Below are 14,741 nucleotides of genomic sequence, written 5' to 3'. Positions count from 1 at the left end.
AACTCAGGCCATTTTCAACGCCCGACAAACCCCTCTGACAATCATCTCCACCTCCCGCTCATCAATCGTCAGCGGCGGCAGCAAACGAATGGTCTTGCCCCGTGTCACGTTGATCAGCAGGGCATGATCCCGGGCGGCGATCAGGGTCAAGTCGCGGATCGGTTGCTTGAGTTCGATGCCGATCATCAGGCCCTGGCCGCGAATCGCCAGTACGTTCGGGTCATCGGCCAGTTCGATGCGCAGTCTGGCGAGCAGGCGTTCGCCTTGTTGTTTGGCGTTTTCCAGTAATCCTTGTTCCTCGATGATGTCCAGCACGGTGCAACCGACGCGGCAGGCCAGCGGATTGCCGCCGAAGGTGCTGCCGTGGCTGCCGGGCGTGAACAGGTCGGCGGCTTTGCCCCGGGCCAGGCAAGCGCCGATGGGGACGCCGTTGCCGAGGCCTTTGGCCAGGGTCATGACGTCCGGCACGATGCCTTCGTGCTGGAATGCAAACCACTGGCCGGTGCGGCCGATGCCGGTCTGGATTTCGTCGAGCATCAAAAGCCAGCCACGCCGGCTGCACAGGTCGCGAACGGCCTTGAGGTAACCGGGCGGGGCCAGTTGCACACCGCTTTCGCCCTGGATCGGCTCCATCAGGATCGCCACGATTCTTGCGCCGTAAGCCTGCTGCACCTTGTCCAGCGCCTTGAGGTCGCCGAACGGCACTTTGACGAAATCACCCGGCAGTTCATTGAAACCCAGGCGCACGGCCGGGCCATCGCTGGCGGACAGGGTGCCGAGCGTGCGGCCATGGAACGCGTTTTCCATGACGATCACCAAAGGCTGTTCGATGCCTTTGTGCCAGCCATGCAACCGCGCCAGTTTCAGCGCGGTCTCGTTGGCTTCGGCGCCGGAGTTGTTGAAGAACGCCCGCTCCATGCCCGCCAACCGCGTCAGTTTCTGCGCCAGTTGCTGTTGCCAGTCGATGCTGTAGAGGTTGGAGGTGTGCAACAACAGGCCAGCCTGTTCGCTGATCGCCGAGACGATTTTCGGATGCGAATGCCCGACGTTGGTCACCGCCACGCCCGCCACCGCGTCCAGGTATTCTCGGCCGGCCTGATCCCACAGGCGTGTGCCCAGGCCCTTGCTGAAACTCAGGGCCAGTGGTTGGTAAGTGCTCATCAGGCAGGCGGCGGTCATGACATCAAGCTCCAGCAAGGGTCGGTGTTTTTGCAGTATGGTTAGCCACCTGAGCTGGATAAACGCTGTAAAACTTCAATCATTTTAAAGTCGGGCTTGATAATGGATTTGTTCCAGGCAATGACCGTTTACGTCAGGGTGGTGGAATCCGGCAGCATGACCGCCGCCGCGTTTCAGTGCGAAATGTCCACCACCATGGTGGGCAATCACCTGCGCGCCCTGGAGCAACGTCTGGGAGTGCGCTTGCTCAACCGTACGACGCGGCGCCAGCGGCTGACGGAATTCGGCACCGCGTACTATCAACGTTGCCTGGAGGTGCTGGGACTGGTGGCCGAATCCGAACGTCTCGCCGAACAGGCCCTCGACGAACCGAGCGGCACCCTGCGAATCACTGCGCCGTTGACCTTCGGCACGGAAAAACTGGCGCCGGCGCTCAGCGAATTCGCCCTGCTGTGCCCCCGCGTCAAGCTGGATGTGGTCCTCACCAACCGGCGCCCGGACCTGCTGGAAAGCGGCTTCGACGTGGCTTTCCGCCTCGGCAACATGGAGCAGACCAACCTGATCGCCCGCCCGCTCGTGGATTACACCCTGACCATGTGCGCATCGCCGAGCTACCTGAAGCGCCGCGGTCACCCGGAAAAACCGGATGATTTGCGCCTTCACGACTGCCTGTCCTTCGCCTACCCGGCCGGGGATGACTGGCAATCGGTGGAAAAGGAATGGCGCCTCGGCGGCCCCGAAGGCGAGGTCGCGGTGGCGATCAGCGGACCACTGCTGGTCAACAGCTCCGCAGCATTGCATCAGGCCGCACGCACCGGCATGGGCATCGTGCTGCTGCCCGATGCCTTGGTGGAACAAGACCTCAGGAACGGAACACTGGTGGCCCTGATGCCCGACTACCTGCCGTTGAGCCGCCCCATGAGCCTGACATACGCTCAGGATCGCTACCGTTTGCCGAAATTGCGCAGTTTCGTCGACTTCGCCATGGGGATGTGGGGCAAACACTAGCGGGCTGAATGCGCCATCGACTAATCTCCTCGACTGGCGGGTCACTTTGATCAGGGAGAGCGGTGATGGACGGGGCCTCGGATATTGAAGCGGTGAAGTTCAATCTGTCGGATTTGAACGAAGACATGCTGCACACCATCATGGAACTGGTCAGCGACGGCATCTGGGACTGGAACGCCAACACCGGGTTCGTTTACCGCAACCCCGGCTGGTACGAAATGCTCGGCTACACGCCTCATTCCCTCGACAACACGGTATTCACCTGGGAATCGGTGATGCATCCCGAGGACTACCCACGGGTCATGGCCCTGTTCGACGACTACCTGAGCCAACGCGCGCCCGGCTACCAGGCCGAATACCGTTGCCGCGCACAGGACGGCAGTTACATCTGGATCGAAGACCGTGGTTACGTGCTTGCACGCAATGCCGACGGTTCGGTCGCGCGGATGGTCGGCGCGCACCGCTGCATCGAAGACAAGAAGCGCCTGCTCGAAGCACTGGAACGCAGGAATCAATCCCTCGAGGCCGTCGTCGACGAGCGCACTCGCGAACTCTCCCGAGTCAATCAGCAGCTGCAGGTTCAACTGGAAGAAAACCGCAAACTGGCGGAAACCGACGCCCTCACCTCGATCGCCAACCGCCATCGCTTGAGCAAAGCCCTTCCCCAGGCCTGTGAGCGCGCCCAACGGTTTCGACAACCGTTGTCGCTGATCGCCATGGACATCGACGACTTCAAGAACATCAACGATCACTACGGCCACGCCCTGGGTGATGCTGCCCTGGTGCAGGTGGTGGAGAGTGTCAAGCGCTGCGTCCGCGAAGGCGACTTGCTCGCGCGTTGGGGCGGTGACGAGTTCATCATGATCCTGCCCGATACCTCGCTGGCGGAGGCCAGAACCCTTGCCGACACTATCCGCCATAGCCTTGCAGACTTGCCGCCGGTGGGAGATTTTCAGCTCACCCTCAGCTTCGGCGTGGTCCAGCGCTTCGACGAAGAACAGCAAACCGGTCTGCTGGCGCGGGCGGATCAGGCGTTGTATCGGTCGAAGTTTGCGGGCAAGAATGTGATTTCGGGGTGAGCCCATACCCGAATTCCTACTGTAGGAGCGAGCCTGCTCGCGATGGTCGCTAACGATGACGCGTACTTGCTGGCACACCGCGGCGTCCTCAGGTTTTTCGCGAGCAGGCTCGCTCCTACAGTGGATTACATCCCCGCCTTCACCAACACCGGTTTCTCCTGATACCGCTCCGGATACAACTGCTTCAACTGCGCCACCTTCGGCAGATCGTTGATCACGATGTACGGATAGGTCGGGTGCTCCGTGAGAAAGTCCTGATGCTCCTCCTCCGCCGGGTAGAAACCGTTGTAGGTTTCGAGTTTGGTGACGATCGGTTTATTGAATGATTTCGCGGCATCTAGCTGGGCGATGTAAGCCTGGGCCACGCGCTGCTGCTCGCTGTTTTCAGGAAAGATCGCCGATCGATACTGGGTGCCACGGTCCGGCCCCTGACGATTGAGTTCGGTCGGATTGTGCGCGACTGAAAAGTAGATCTGCAGCAAGGTGCCATAGCTGACCTGAGTCGGGTCGAAAGTGACTTCAACCGATTCGGCGTGCCCGGTATTGCCGTCGCTGACCCGCTCATATCGAGCGGTATCGGCCGCACCACCGGCATACCCGGAAACGGCTTTCTTCACGCCTTTGACATGCTGGAACACCCCTTGAACGCCCCAGAAACAGCCACCGGCAAAGACTGCCGTTTCGCTGTGGGCCTGGGTGATTTCGTCGAGGGTTGGAGGCGGGATGACGACCGCGTCCTCGGCACCGAACGAGAACGCCGAGCATTGGCCGATGATGCCGGCAGCCGCCAGGCCCATCAGGTTACGGCGCCAGGTGAGTGGAATTTTCATAGGGTGACTCCTCGGCAATCGGGATGGCTATCAACCAAAGGTAAAGGCATACGCGGACACGCCCGGATCGAGAAACTCGATGCTGAAGGTTCGATCCGTAACGCCGTCAGACTGGCGCACCAGTTGATACAAACGTTGCTCGGTCACGCTGCCGCTGCCATCGGGCGCCACGTCGGTACCGTGGGCGTCGCCGGGGGCTTTTCCGTCAATCAGCACTTTGAAGCGCACCGGTTTACCGTCGGCGCCAGGGCCCAGCACCAGGTGCAAATCGCGAGCGTGGAAGCGGTAGACAATGCGACTGGACGGCGCACTTGAAGTGGCCCGCTCCGAACCAACCGTCCACTGACCGCCCAGGCTCCAGTCATTCAGGGCCAGTTGTGACGGTGGGCTGTAGGACTTCAGTTTGTCGGGAACCAGACCGGTTTCCGGGACGAAATGCTCCGAGCGCTGATAGCCGACATAGGTTTCCGGCGACTGCACTTCGTTCATGTCCGGGGCGAGTTGAACGCCCTCGGCGCTGGCACTGATCAGGCCATCGGCCACTTTGGCGGCGCCCGCCTCGCGCAGCAGTTGCTGGATAACCCGCTCCGACTCGGCGTAATCGCCTTCGCCGAAGTGGTGATAACGAATGCGCCCCTGGGCGTCGGCGAAATAGTGAGCGGGCCAGTATTCGTTGTTGAAAGCACGCCAGATCTTGTAGTCGTTATCGATGGCCACCGGGTAATTGATGCCCAGGTCCTTCATGGCTTTGGTGACGTTGCCTACATCCCGCTCGAAGGCGAATTCCGGCGCGTGAACACCGATGACTACCAGCCCCTGATCACGATACTTTTCGGCCCACGCCTTCACATACGGCAAGGTGCGCAGGCAGTTGATGCAGGAGTAGGTCCAGAAATCCACCAGCACCACTTTGCCCTTCAACGCCTGAGCTGTAAGCGGGGGTGAGTTGAGCCATTGCACCGCACCGTCCAGCGGCGGGAGGCTGCCTTCGACCGGTAGCGCGCCCGGGGTTTTGTCGGCCACTTTCATGGCGCCAGCAGGATCCCGCGCCATCATCGCACCGCCGTCATTGGACGACTTCCCGGCCAATCGGCCCACCAGCGCCTGTTCGATGCCGCCTGTGGAGGCCGTCGAAAACCGCGCCAGAATCCCGGTGTCCAGGCCCAGGGCAATCGCCACCACACCCGCCAGCATCGCAGCACCCAGACCACGACGGACCCACTCGCCGGCACCGATGGAACGCTTCATGGCGGCGAACACTTTTCCACCCAGCAGCAGCGCCGCCGCGAGGGAAGTAGCGGCACCGGCGGCGTACGCCAGCAGCAACAGGGTGGTGGCGATACTCGCCCCTTGCAGCGCGGCACCGGTGAGGACCAGGCCCAGAATCGGCCCGGCACAGGGCGCCCAGAGCAAGCCCGTAGCGACGCCGATCATGAACGACGCCCCCGGACGCGGCCGCGAATCGGAACCGGCCTCCTCCGACAAGCGACTGCCCGCGGCAACCAGCGGACGCGTCAGGCGCTCAGCCAGTTGCGGCAGCAACAGCGTCAAGCCGAACAGGGCCACGAATACCAGCGCGAGCCAGCGCCCGTACTGATTGAGCTGCACCACCCAACCGCCGCCCACCGCCGCCAGGGAAGCGACCAACGCAAACGTCAGCGCCATCCCGGCCAGCAGCGGCAGGCCGCTTTTCATGAACGGCTGCCCGGTGCGGGCGAAGACAAACGGCAATACCGGCAAAATGCACGGGCTGACAATCGTCAGCACACCACCGAGATAAGCGAGGACCAAAAGCCACATGGTGTCGACCTGCATGAAGTGAAAAAAAGGATCAAGCCGCCTGTGGCTTGAAGGTCATCGCCAGACCGTTCATGCAGTAACGCAGACCGGTGGGTTTGGGCCCGTCATCGAAGACATGCCCCAGATGACCGCCGCAACGCCGGCAGTGCACTTCTTCGCGCAGCACGCCGAAGGACCTGTCCTGACGGGTCGCCACGGCCTTGTCCAGCGGTGCCCAGAAACTCGGCCAACCGGTGCGGCTGTCGAACTTGGTGGCGGATGAGAACAGCGGCAGATCACAGCCGGCACAGGCAAAGGTACCGTCCCGGTGCTCATTGTTCAGCGCGCTGCTGTAGGCTCGCTCGGTGCCCTCCTCGCGCAGGATGTCGTACTGCTCGTCGCTCAGCAGGGCATGCCATTCGCTGTCACTGTGGGTGACCTCGAAAACCTCTTCGGCACGGGCCTCACTGATCAGTGCGGAACTGCCGGCAAATTTTGGCAATACTCCGATCGCCAGGGCTGCAGCCCCCAGCCCGCCGCTTGCCAGCAGAAATTGTCGCCGTGAAAACATGGCCGTCTCCCAAAATCCAAAGTGCCTTTCATGGAACACAGCCTAGGCTTTGGTAGATCGCCAAATCCTCACGGGAAGTTAAACAATTCGTGATAACTCTGGCCCCGGAAAACCCGCACAATGCGCTCATTGCGTCGAAGGATTGAACTGGATGGAACAGAACAAACGGGTCCTCGTGGTCGAGGACGACCTGCACATTGCCGACCTTATCTGCCTGCATCTGCGTGATGAGCAGTTCGAGGTGGTGCACTGCGCCGATGGCGACGAAGGCATGCGTTTGCTGCAGCAGGGAAGCTGGGACGCGCTGATCCTCGACCTGATGCTGCCGGGTGTCGACGGCCTGGAAATCTGCCGCCGCGCCCGCGCCATGGCCCGCTATACGCCGATCATCATCACCAGTGCGCGCTCCAGCGAAGTCCACCGGATCCTGGGGTTGGAGCTCGGTGCCGACGACTACCTGGCCAAGCCTTTTTCGATGCTCGAACTGGTGGCACGGGTCAAGGCGCTGTTGCGCCGGGTCGACGCCATGGCGCGCAACCTGAAAATGGATGCCGGCAGCCTGATCATCAACGGGCTGTCCATCGACCCAATCACTCGCGAGGTGTCCCTGGATGGCAAACGCCTCGACCTCACGCCACGGGAGTTCGACCTGTTGTATTTCTTCGCCCGCCAGCCCGGCAAGGTGTTCTCGCGCATGGACCTGCTCAACGCCGTGTGGGGTTACAGCCATGAAGGCTACGAGCACACGGTCAATACCCACATCAACCGCCTGCGCGCCAAGATCGAGGCCGACCCGGCGCAACCGGTGCGCATCCTGACGTTGTGGGGTCGCGGCTACAAATTCGCGGCCAGTGAGGAATAGCCATGAGGCTGACCCTGACGCAACGATTGTCACTGGTGTTCGCCGTGCTGCTGCTGGTGTGCTGCGGCACGTCGGCGTGGATGCAGGTGCGCTCCAACCAGATGCATGAACAGGAAGTGGTGCAAGGGCTGTCGCGGGATCTGGCCCAGCACATCGCCCGCGACACCGTGCTGATGGACACCCAGGGCCTGATGCCCAATGCCGTGCGTGACCTGTTCAGCAAGCTGATGCAGGTCAACCCCAGTGTCGAGGTCTATCTGCTCGACACCGAGGGCAAGATTGTCGGCAGCGCGGCGCCCGAAGGCCGGATTCACCGTGAGCGGGTCGACCTTGCGCCGATCCAGCGTCTGCTCCGAGGTGATCCCCTGCCGGTGCTCGGCGACGACCCGCGAAGCCTCGATGCGCGCAAGGTGTTCAGTGCCGCGCCGCTCAAGGTCGACGGCAAGCCCGCCGGTTATCTCTACGTGGTGTTGCTCGGCGAAGACCACGATCGCCTGGCGGAACGGGGTGCCACCAGCGCAGCGCTCAATACCGCGTTGCTGTCCATCGGCTTGGTCGCGTTGCTCTGCCTGATTGCCGGTCTCAGCGCATTTGCCCTGATCACCCGGCCTCTGCGCCGACTGACCGAAACCGTCAGCCAATTCGACATCGACGGTGTCCCGGTGGCACCGCCGCCGGCCCCGTCGGAACAGACGGCCAGCCACGACGAAATCGCCATCCTCGATGCCACTTTCCGGCAAATGCAGGCACGTCTCAGCGAACAATGGCGTTCGCTGACCCGTCAGGATCAAGAGCGCCGCGAACTGGTGGCGAACATTTCCCACGACCTGCGCACGCCGTTGGCCTCGCTGCACGGTTATCTGGAAACCCTGTCGCTCAAGGACGCCACACTGTCCCCCGCCGACCGTCGCCGCTACCTCGGCATCGCGCTGGATCAAAGCCGCAAGGTGGGCGGTCTGGCGCAATCGTTGCTGGAGCTGGTGCGCCTCGAACACGGCTTCGTGCAACCGGTGCTCGAGCGTTTCTCCCTGACCGATCTGGTGCAGGATATTTTCCAAAAGTTCGAACTCACCGCCGAGGCGCGTCAGGTTGAACTGAAAGCCAGTTTTGCCCCCAATGTGGCCGCCGCCTGCGCCGACCTGGGGTTGATCGAGCGGGTGCTCACCAACCTGTTCGATAACGCGCTGCGCCATACCCCACAGGGTGGCGACATCGAATTGAGCCTGCGCCCGCAAGGTCCGTTCATTGAGGTGACTGTCAGTGATACCGGCCCCGGCATCGCACCGGAACTGCGCGAAGGGTTGTTCCTGCGTCCGTTCAACATTGGCGGGGCGCGGCGTGATGGTGGGTTGGGGCTGCGCATCGTCCATCGGATCCTGCAATTGCACGGTCGCGACATTCAACTGATCGACGTGCCCGGCCGTGGCGCGACCTTTCGCTTCACATTGCCGGTGGATCAGCAAACCGCCGAGCAATGGGCGGTGCACTCGATGAATCTAAACTCGCTAGGGAAATAGCCTCAGCAGCCGCTATGATCCGGCATCATTTTTTCGGCAAGGACGCTGTTCGATGTTCAACACCCTGCAAAACACCCCGGTGTGGGTTTACGCGATATTTTTGCTGCTCTGTTATTACGGCATCAAAGCCCTCTACCCAACCCGTGAAAGCAAGCTATCACTGTTGATCACCCCACCGATTTTGCTGGGCTGGTCGCTGTCTTCGCTGAACATGGCGCTCAATCCTCTGCTATCGATCGGTTGCTGGCTGGCGGCCATCTTCGTTGGCAGCGTCGTTGCACTGCTGATTTTTTCGCGCAAAGGCCTCGAGCTGGAGCAATCGCAAACCGCGTTGATCGTACCGGGCACAGCGAAAACCCTGACGCTCTACCTGCTGTTTTTCACGGTGAATTATTACTTTGGCTATCAAGCCGAGGTTGATCCGCAGTACTCGGCCACGCTGCCGATGGTGTTGTTCAAGGCCTCTGCATCAGGCTTTGCGAGCGGTTTATTCTGCGGGCGTTCAATCAAGTTTTATCAGATGTTCCGATCTCTGAAGACCGCCACCTTGTAGGAGCCGGCTTGCTGCGGGCGGCGTTCCGACGATAGCGGCGGGTCAGTTACACATGTATCGACTGATCCGCCGCTATCGTCGGAACGCCGCCCGCAGCAAGCCGGCTCCTACAGGGTGGTGATATTCGAGTGTTGTGCCCGCCCCCCCAGAGTGGTGATATCCGGCCCTTTTGTCCGTCCCCCGTGACAACGCCGCCCCGGTCCAATAGATTAGGCGGCCAGAAAAGGCCCAGCGCTTTCTCGCCTCAATCCAAGTTCAAAGAAGTAGTGAAATTTCAATGTCCGATTCCAATACCGCTGAATCCGTAGTCACCTTGTCGTCCAAAGCGGAATACGAAAACTCCATCAATCTTTCACAGCATGTGCCGCAGGCCAAAATCATCAGCGAGATGGTTCTGGATGCTTTCCAGTCCACTCGGGAAAGCGACCAGATCCGCGAACTGCGTGCGGCGATTCGCCAGGCTCATGACCGCTTCGACGACGACAAAGCCTATGAGCTGATGGGCGAACTCAAGCAACTCAAGGACGCCGAAGCGGCGGACATCGCAGCCCTCGAAGACCTGAGCAGCAAATTTTCGATCAGCCGCATCCTGTCCAGTTTCAAGGACGACCCGGCGTTTCAGGAGATCGTCTACGGTCTGGCGCTGAAAGTACTGAACCAGACGCACCAGGTCATCAGCAACCCTAGCAGCGGCAAGAGCAAAACTGCCCGCGCCAAGAAAGAAGTCGAAGTGTTCACCATCAGCAAGGATGGCGTGAGCGTCACCCTGCCGTTGCGCACGCCGCGTTCGCGCCTGAACGTTGACCGCGAAGCGCTGGAATTCCTCGGTTTTACCTTCGTCGGTGAAGGTGAGGAAGCCGAGCTGGAAAGCGAAACATTCCTCGACAGCAGCGGCACGGAACAGGCGGTCAACCGCAAAAACATCATCACCGCGCTTCAGCAGCAAACCGCGTTCGATGGCTACAGCATCGCCGCGCAGTAACCCTTCCCGATCAGCCGCGCCTCAGCCGCCACTGACCTGAAAGCCCCGCCCTAGAGCGGGGCTTTTTATTGCCCGCGATTCCTGCAAAAGCCCGATTACTCTCTCAGTATCGACGCCAGAAAACACTTCCCTTAACCCTTGAGCACCACGGGTCCGCCTGCGGGGAACGTCAACTCACTTTCCAGCCCAAGACCTCAGTGGTGCGATTGCTGAGGTCCTCATGCACACGACGCCCTTGTACCGTCAGTTAGCCAATCACTACCTCGACGCGATCCGCAGCGGCACCTTGAAAACCGGTGAACGCTTCCCCTCCATTAGGCTGATGATGGAAAAACACGCGGTCAGCCTGTCGACCGCCGTGCAGGTGTGCCGGGAGCTGGAAGACTATGGCGTGCTGGAAGCCCGGCCGCGTTCCGGCAACTACATTCGCCAGCCGGACACCCTGCCCAAACCGGTCACGACAGCTGCACCGGCGCCCGTTGATACCGGCGTCTACGTTGGCATTCACGAACAGGTGTCATCGGTGCTCAAGGCCAGCCAGCGCGCGACGATCAAGGTCAATTTCGCCAGTGCCTATTGCGCGCCGCCGCTCTATCCGCTGAAGACCCTGCATGACCACATGATCAAGGCACTGCGTCAGGACCAGCATTTGCTCGGCACGCAAGGCTCGACCGCCGGTAACCTTGCCTTGCGCAACATCCTCGCCCGGCGGGCGTTGACCACCAGGGCCCATCTGACGGCCGAAAAAATAGTGATCACCAACGGCGCTACGGAAGCGATCAACCTCGCCTTACGCGCAGTCACCCGACCCGGCGACACAGTGGCCGTGGAATCGCCGACCTTCTACGGCCTGCTGCAAATTCTCGAAAGCCTGAACCTGCGCGTGCTGGAAGTCCCGGCAACGGCCCATGCAGGCATCAATCTGTTCGCGCTGGAACAACTGTTGCGCGGCCCTGAACGGATCCAGGCGCTGATCGTCATTCCCAACCTGCAAAACCCGCTGGGCAGCATCATGCCCGACGCCAACAAGGCGCGGCTGGTGCAACTGTGCGCCGACCACGGCACGGTGCTGATCGAAGACGACACCTACGGTGACCTTGTCGACACCGAGCTACCGCTGTCGACGCTTAAACACTGGGACCGCACTGACAACGTGATTTATTGCGCCTCGCTGAACAAAACCCTGGCGCCGGGCGTGCGCCTGGGCTGGATCAGCGCGGGGAAATGGCACGATCGCGTGGAGATGCTCAAGCACACGCAATCCAGAGGATGTGAAGCGTTGTCACAACTGGCGGTCTGCGCGTTCATGAAAACGCCGTCCTACGAACGTTACCTGCGACGTTTGAGGAAAATTCTGACGCTACAACGCCAGCAGATGAGTGCGGCGGTGACTCGCTACTTTCCACCCGGCACCGGCGTCACCGATCCTCGGGGCGGTACGTTGTTGTGGGTAGAACTGCCGCCCCGCTATTCGGCCATGGTGTTGTTCCATGAAGCGTTGAAGGTGGGTATTCAGATTTCACCTGGGGATATCTTTTCCAATACCCGGCGCTTCGAGCACTTCGTGCGGATTGGCTGCGGGACGCCGTATTCACCAAAGATCGATGACGCCCTCACGACCCTCGGCCAACTCCTCAAAACCCAAGGCTGACACATGACCTGTAGGAGCGAGCCTGCTCGCGATGGACGCAAAGGCAACGCGTTTTTCCAGGTAGCACGCGTTATCGTTCACGTCCATCGCGAGCAGGCTCGCTCCTACAGGGGGAAGTGTCAGGCGGGGTTTTGGTGGAGGCAGATGATGTGCGGGTCATCGTTCCAGTGGGGAAAGCGCTCGGCGATCAGCGGATCGTGCCCGGGAATGACGTGGTCTTCGCTGTCAGCCAGCCGGTCGATTTCGATAAACGCCTCCAACGTCTGCGCCAGATCATCAATGATCGGAAACGGACTGCGCTGACGAATGTTCGCCCACAAATGCGCCGCGTCCGACGCCAGCACAATCCACCCACGCCCGGTGTTCACCCGCACCACCTGGCTGCCCGGCGTATGGCCGCCCACCGGATGCAACGTCACCCCCGGAACCACCTCGACCGTGCCGGTATGCAAGCGCAACCGGCCTTCGAACAAGGGCGGCAGCGCCGACATCACGTCCTCGACCTCGTAGGTTTTGTTCACCGTGCGATGCGCCATTTTCGGACCGGTACAAAAGCGCAGTTCCGCTTCCTGCAAATGCACCGTGGCTTTCGGAAACAGCCCCAGATTGCCGGCGTGATCCCAGTGCAAATGGGTGAGGATCAGGTTCTCTACTTGCGCAGGATCGATGTCCAGTTGCCGTAGGGATTCTTCCGGCAGGCGATACATCTGACGGTTACGCCGACCTGCGGTGGCCGGTTGAAAACAGGTGTCGACCACGATCACGTGTTGCTCGTTGCGAATGACCCAGAAGTAGTAGTCCAGCGGCATCGACGCATCGGGATCACCGCAGCAGGCGTCGTAAAGAAAGTTCTCGCGCGCAGTGCGCTGGGCATTGGCGCCGACACGAATGGCGAATACTTCGTACACAGGAACCGACATGTTCACCTCCCGATTCAGGCCACTGCCGCGGTTTTGAGGGTTGGACGGAAGTCGAAATCGATCTCGTCGGTGATCCCCAGGTCCTGCGCCAGACGATGCAAACCGCTGTAGTCCCGCATGATCGTGGCGTTCTTGTTGCTCTCCCGGGTATCGGCAATGATCTGCGCCGCGTCCTCGACACCGAGCTGCGTCAGAATCGCCTCCCACATCGAGTAGTCCTGGGCGACAAAGGCACTCAGCGCCACGGACAAAGTCTGTGCGAAAAATGCCCGTTGAGTCGGCTGCATGTTGGCGTACATGACCTTCGCCACTTCCGCGAGAATCTTGCTGTGGGCGTATTCGTCACGGTTGTGCAGCTCCGCCACTCGGCGGTTTTGCGGCTGAATGCTCTGATCGTCAGCGAGCAGGTCCAGGTAGGCGTTGACGCTGATCTCGGCCACCACCGCGAAGGTGATCGCCGCCAGATCGCGCTGCCATTGCTCGGGCAATTCTTCTCGCAACGCGGCGAGGCGCAGGTAAGTCACCGACGGTGGCAAGTCCAGATCCTGATCGAGCGCGCGGTCCTCTTTGGTCCGCTCGATGGCCCGCAGGTGCATGAGCGTGTGGTAGTGCTCGTCGATCAGCGTCTGCTGCATCGCCTCGCGAAAATGCCAGTCGTTCTTGCCCAGGTATTGATTGGCGATGACGCTCAGCGCCGGGTTGACCACGTGCTCTTCAGCCGTGACCGTGCGCAAGTTGTAGCCGATCCAGCCCCAGGTCACGACGGTACTTTTCAGCTCCTCGCTCAGGGCCTGGAATTTCGGGTGATGGAAAAACGGCACCATGCACTCCGGATAATCCGGGCGCGCCGGATCGAACGCTTCGCTGACCGAGGCCTTGTCCGGCGCACACACCGTGGCCCGTTTGGTCCAGGCTTGATTGAGCCGCACGACCAGTTGATGATCGACCTTGGCGATCTCGATTGCAGTTTGCATGACGCGATACCTGTAGGACGCGTACCCGCCGGGGGTACGCTTGTTGAATGAGAAGCGACGGATGAATCAGGCCAGCCAGTAGCGGGTCAGGTTTCGCGCGGGGTCAGTGTATCGGCTGCGGGCATGGATCATTCGCCAGTTGTCCCAAATCAGCAGGCAGCCGTCGGGAATCAGCACCGGCGTGTTGTGCTGGATGAAGTAGTCCTCACCCAATACCGCAAACCTCGCCAGGGGCGAAGGATTGTTGGCCACGTTCGATTGCTGCAGGGCCTCTTTGGAAGGATTCACATCGCCGTAGTGAAACTGGTTGTAGCTGAAGCGGAAAATATCCCCGTCCTCTGTAGGCGTCAGGATGTACTCCTTGACCCGGCGCTGCGCGGCTTCACCGGGTTTCGCGGTGGCAACGAATTCCACCGGGGTCTCGTCGATCCATTCGCGCAACTCGGGTTCGGCGCGTTCGAGAAACGCGAGAAATTCATAACCATCCACCAACCCGGTGTGCCCGCCGCCGCAGGTCGCCTGTTGATGACAATGCAAGGCCAGGTAACGCGGCGGCGGTCCATAGACAGGCGCTTCCGTGTGCGGGCCGATGCCGTTCATGCTCTGGGAATACGGCAAGTCTTCGTACCCCGGCTTGCGGGTGATGGCAAACGCAGTCTGTCCGTTGAACTGCGGAACGATCTGACCGAACGCCTGCAAAGTGCCGACGACATCGTAGGCAAATTCGCCCGGGGTCAGCACGGTCCAGCCACGGGACGACAATTCGTCATGGCGGTGGCCCAGCGAAACGTAAGGTTTAGACGCAACAATCCCTTGATCTGACATGGTGGTGTTCC

General features: G+C 60.9%; 14 protein-coding genes and 1 pseudogene. 8 read left to right on the top strand and 7 right to left on the bottom strand.

Features of this window, described 5'->3' with window-relative positions; all coding sequences use genetic code 11:
* Positions 1-3: 3 nt before the first annotated feature.
* On the bottom strand, positions 4-1,179 hold the full coding sequence (locus ACF6ZU_RS17735; RefSeq protein ID WP_392885538.1) for an aspartate aminotransferase family protein: 1,176 nt from the start codon (positions 1,177-1,179) through the stop codon (positions 4-6).
* 102 nt (positions 1,180-1,281) lie between these two features.
* On the opposite strand from ACF6ZU_RS17735, the gene ACF6ZU_RS17730 reads away from it, so the two are divergent.
* The 3 genes and pseudogenes from ACF6ZU_RS17730 to ACF6ZU_RS17720 all read left to right on the top strand — a co-directional run.
* Positions 1,282-2,187: a LysR family transcriptional regulator gene (locus ACF6ZU_RS17730; RefSeq protein WP_392885536.1), complete on the top strand. Its 906-nt coding sequence runs from the start codon at positions 1,282-1,284 to the stop codon at positions 2,185-2,187.
* Positions 2,188-2,252: 65 nt separating this feature from the next.
* The gene (locus tag ACF6ZU_RS17725) at positions 2,253-3,266 is read left to right on the top strand and encodes a diguanylate cyclase domain-containing protein (RefSeq protein ID WP_392885535.1); all 1,014 of its coding nucleotides are present in this window, start codon (positions 2,253-2,255) and stop codon (positions 3,264-3,266) included.
* Between the two features lie 42 nt (positions 3,267-3,308).
* Positions 3,309-3,389 (top strand): annotated as a pseudogene (locus ACF6ZU_RS17720) (outer membrane lipoprotein carrier protein LolA); the annotation flags it as partial.
* A 2-nt stretch (positions 3,390-3,391) separates the two neighbouring features.
* Here the strand turns inward: ACF6ZU_RS17720 and msrA are convergent.
* The 3 genes from msrA to msrB are packed head-to-tail and all read right to left on the bottom strand — an operon-like array spanning position 3,392 to position 6,446.
* The gene (msrA, locus tag ACF6ZU_RS17715; RefSeq protein WP_392885534.1) at positions 3,392-4,096 is read right to left on the bottom strand and encodes a peptide-methionine (S)-S-oxide reductase MsrA; all 705 of its coding nucleotides are present in this window, start codon (positions 4,094-4,096) and stop codon (positions 3,392-3,394) included.
* 30 nt (positions 4,097-4,126) lie between these two features.
* Complete coding sequence (locus ACF6ZU_RS17710; RefSeq protein WP_392885532.1) at positions 4,127-5,896, bottom strand: cytochrome c biogenesis protein DipZ; 1,770 nt, start codon at positions 5,894-5,896, stop codon at positions 4,127-4,129.
* A 31-nt stretch (positions 5,897-5,927) separates the two neighbouring features.
* Positions 5,928-6,446 (bottom strand): peptide-methionine (R)-S-oxide reductase MsrB, encoded by a 519-nt coding sequence (gene msrB / locus ACF6ZU_RS17705; protein ID WP_392885530.1) that lies wholly within the window; start codon positions 6,444-6,446, stop codon positions 5,928-5,930.
* Between the two features lie 151 nt (positions 6,447-6,597).
* Between msrB and ACF6ZU_RS17700 the strand changes: the two genes are divergently transcribed.
* From ACF6ZU_RS17700 to ACF6ZU_RS17680, 5 genes are all read left to right on the top strand, one after another.
* Entirely contained in the window at positions 6,598-7,308 is a 711-nt protein-coding gene (locus ACF6ZU_RS17700) for a response regulator transcription factor (protein ID WP_392885529.1), read from the top strand.
* A 2-nt stretch (positions 7,309-7,310) separates the two neighbouring features.
* Positions 7,311-8,825, top strand: a complete 1,515-nt coding sequence (locus tag ACF6ZU_RS17695; RefSeq protein WP_392885527.1) for a sensor histidine kinase — start codon at positions 7,311-7,313, stop codon at positions 8,823-8,825.
* Between the two features lie 52 nt (positions 8,826-8,877).
* Positions 8,878-9,378, top strand: a complete 501-nt coding sequence (locus tag ACF6ZU_RS17690) for a hypothetical protein (protein WP_392885525.1) — start codon at positions 8,878-8,880, stop codon at positions 9,376-9,378.
* Positions 9,379-9,655: 277 nt separating this feature from the next.
* Positions 9,656-10,360, top strand: coding sequence for a hypothetical protein (locus ACF6ZU_RS17685; RefSeq protein WP_392885523.1), 705 nt, complete (start codon positions 9,656-9,658; stop codon positions 10,358-10,360).
* A 220-nt stretch (positions 10,361-10,580) separates the two neighbouring features.
* On the top strand, positions 10,581-12,011 hold the full coding sequence (locus tag ACF6ZU_RS17680; RefSeq protein ID WP_392885521.1) for a PLP-dependent aminotransferase family protein: 1,431 nt from the start codon (positions 10,581-10,583) through the stop codon (positions 12,009-12,011).
* Positions 12,012-12,130: 119 nt separating this feature from the next.
* Here ACF6ZU_RS17680 and ACF6ZU_RS17675 read toward each other — a convergent pair whose 3' ends face one another.
* From ACF6ZU_RS17675 to ACF6ZU_RS17665, 3 genes are all read right to left on the bottom strand, one after another.
* Positions 12,131-12,931, bottom strand: coding sequence for an N-acyl homoserine lactonase family protein (locus tag ACF6ZU_RS17675; protein ID WP_392885520.1), 801 nt, complete (start codon positions 12,929-12,931; stop codon positions 12,131-12,133).
* A gap of 14 nt (positions 12,932-12,945) precedes the next feature.
* Entirely contained in the window at positions 12,946-13,905 is a 960-nt protein-coding gene (locus tag ACF6ZU_RS17670; protein ID WP_392885518.1) for a diiron oxygenase, read from the bottom strand.
* Positions 13,906-13,971: 66 nt separating this feature from the next.
* Positions 13,972-14,730: a TauD/TfdA family dioxygenase gene (locus ACF6ZU_RS17665; RefSeq protein WP_392885516.1), complete on the bottom strand. Its 759-nt coding sequence runs from the start codon at positions 14,728-14,730 to the stop codon at positions 13,972-13,974.
* Positions 14,731-14,741: the final 11 nt, after the last annotated feature.

The organism is Pseudomonas migulae (assembly GCF_043225285.1).
Taxonomy (GTDB): domain Bacteria; phylum Pseudomonadota; class Gammaproteobacteria; order Pseudomonadales; family Pseudomonadaceae; genus Aquipseudomonas; species Aquipseudomonas migulae_C.
This window is presented reverse-complemented; position numbering and strand designations above follow the sequence as displayed.